The 2,120-nt window shown below is 73.9% G+C and carries 2 protein-coding genes; both read right to left on the reverse strand.

Annotated elements, in window-relative coordinates; all coding sequences use genetic code 11:
- Nucleotides 1–68: 68 nt before the first annotated feature.
- Entirely contained in the window at nt 69–905 is an 837-nt protein-coding gene (locus ASG00_RS14135; RefSeq protein WP_056210400.1) for a type II secretion system F family protein, read from the reverse strand.
- Nucleotides 906–949: 44 nt separating this feature from the next.
- Nucleotides 950–1,909 (reverse strand): TadA family conjugal transfer-associated ATPase, encoded by a 960-nt coding sequence (locus tag ASG00_RS14140; protein WP_056210403.1) that lies wholly within the window; start codon nt 1,907–1,909, stop codon nt 950–952.
- Between the last annotated feature and the right edge of the window lie 211 nt (nt 1,910–2,120).

The raw sequence follows: 2,120 nt of genomic DNA on the forward strand, positions 1-2,120 counted from the left end.
GCGGGCACGGGTGGGCGGGCACGGGTGGGCGGGCACGGGTGGGCGGGCACGGGTGGGTGGGCACGGGTTCAGATGACGCCTCCGCCGCTGGCCAGCACGCCGAGGATCATCGGCGCCACCCCCAGCAGGAGGAAGGCGGGCAGCGTGCACACCCCGAGGGGCAGCAGCAGCGCCGACCCCAGCCGCGCCGCGCGCTCCCGCCCGTCCGTGCGGGCGAGGCGTCGCTGACGCGCGGCCTGCGCGCGCAGCAGCTCCGCGGCCGGCACGCCCGCGCGCATGGACAGCTCGAGCGCCCGCACGGTCTCGACGGTGACCGGATGCCCCGCCTCGGCCGCCGCGCGCCGTGCAGCATCGAGCGATGTGCCGCCCGACAGCGCGATGGCGACGAGGTCGGCGTCGATGCCGGCCACCCCGGCAGCCGGCTGCGCGCGGGCGACGAGGCGCCGTGTCCAGCGGCGGGCGAGGAGCATCAGCGCGACACCGGCGAGGAGGCACGCGATGCCGATCGGCGAGCGCACGACAGCGGACAGGTCGAATCCGAGAGTAAGGGACAGCAGCACGGCGACGGCGGGCAGCCATGCCACCAGCCGCGCGGTCGCGACCGGTTCCGCCAGGGCCACCGCGATCTCGTCGCGCACCTCGTCGGCGTCGCGCACCGCCGTCGCGGCATCGCGCAGTGTGACCGCGAGCGGCGCGCCCACCGTGATGGCAACCTGCCACACCGCGGCGAGCGGCGCCCACTGGTCTCCGAGTCGCGCCAGCGCGACGGCGCGGTCGCCACCGTCGGTGAGCGGTGCGAGATCGCGCGCGCCCGCAGCGACGATGTGCTCCCACGCTCGATCGGGGGTCACGCCCGCTTGCAGCAGCACCGCGAGCTGCAGGGCGACATCGGCGGACGAGGACATCGAATCGGGAGCGCGGCGCCGGGAGCCACCGCGCACGGCGCCGATCATGCGACGGGCTCCGCCTCGACGCGCAGTCGCCCCGCCTGGAGGACCGGCACACCCACGGCCCCGACACGGCGGCGGCCCGCGGCATCCCGTTCGAGGAAGACCACCGCATCGATCGAGCTCGCGACCTGTCTCGCGAGCGCCGCGTCGTCGAGTCCGGCGAGAGCACCCAGCGCCTCGAGTCGGGCGGCGACGTCGCCGATGCCGTTGGCGTGCACGGTGCCCGCGCCGCCGTCGTGGCCGGTGTTGAGCGCCGTGAGCAGTTCTCGCACCTCGGCTCCGCGACACTCGCCCACGACCAGCCGATCGGGCCGCATGCGCAGCGCCTCGCGCACCAGTCGGTCGAGACCGATCGCACCGGCGCCCTCGAGATTGGCCTGCCGGGATTCCAGGCGAACGTGATGCGGGTGCTCGAAGGAGAGCTCGGCGACATCCTCGATCGTGACGATACGTTCGGTCACCGGTACGGCCGCCAGCATCGCGGCGAGCAGTGTCGTCTTACCGCTCCCCGCGGCGCCCGCGATGAGCACGTTGCGGCGGTGAGCGACGAGATCGTCGAGCCGAGACCGCTGCGCGGGGCCGAACATCCCGCCACGCTGGAGATCGTCGAGGGTGGGCGACTCGAACCGTCGCGCCCGGATCGAGACCACCGCGCCGTCGACAGCGAGCGGTGGCAGTACGGCATGCACGCGCAGACCGCCGGCGACGCGCACATCGATGCAGGGCGTCGCGTCGTCGATGTGACGACCGCCCAACGCGATGAGATGCACGGCAAGTGCACGGGCGTCCTCGGCGCTGAGTCGCACCCCCTTCTCGTGCACGGCGCCATCGCCACGATCGACGAAGACCCCGTCGCCGCCGTTGACGAAAACGTCGGTCACGGCAGGGTCGGCGATCAGCGGCGCCAGCACCCCGAACTGCGCGATCGGGCGCCCGGGCGCCAGGTCAGCGGATGCCATGGGTGCCGCGGACGAGGGCCGGGCGACGAAGAGCTGCTGCACACCGGCGACGTTAGAAAGACGCGGATGCCGCGGCATCCTGCCCGCTCGCATCGGTGGAGCATCGAGCGATCCCGAGTCGGCCGCCGCGCCTGGGGAGGAATCCGGGGGGATGTGAGACGCAACATCGCCGCCCTTCGGGTAAAAGGCGGCGATGTCCTGGCGGGAGGGG

The organism is Microbacterium sp. Leaf351 (assembly GCF_001423825.1).
GTDB lineage: Bacteria > Actinomycetota > Actinomycetes > Actinomycetales > Microbacteriaceae > Microbacterium > Microbacterium ginsengisoli.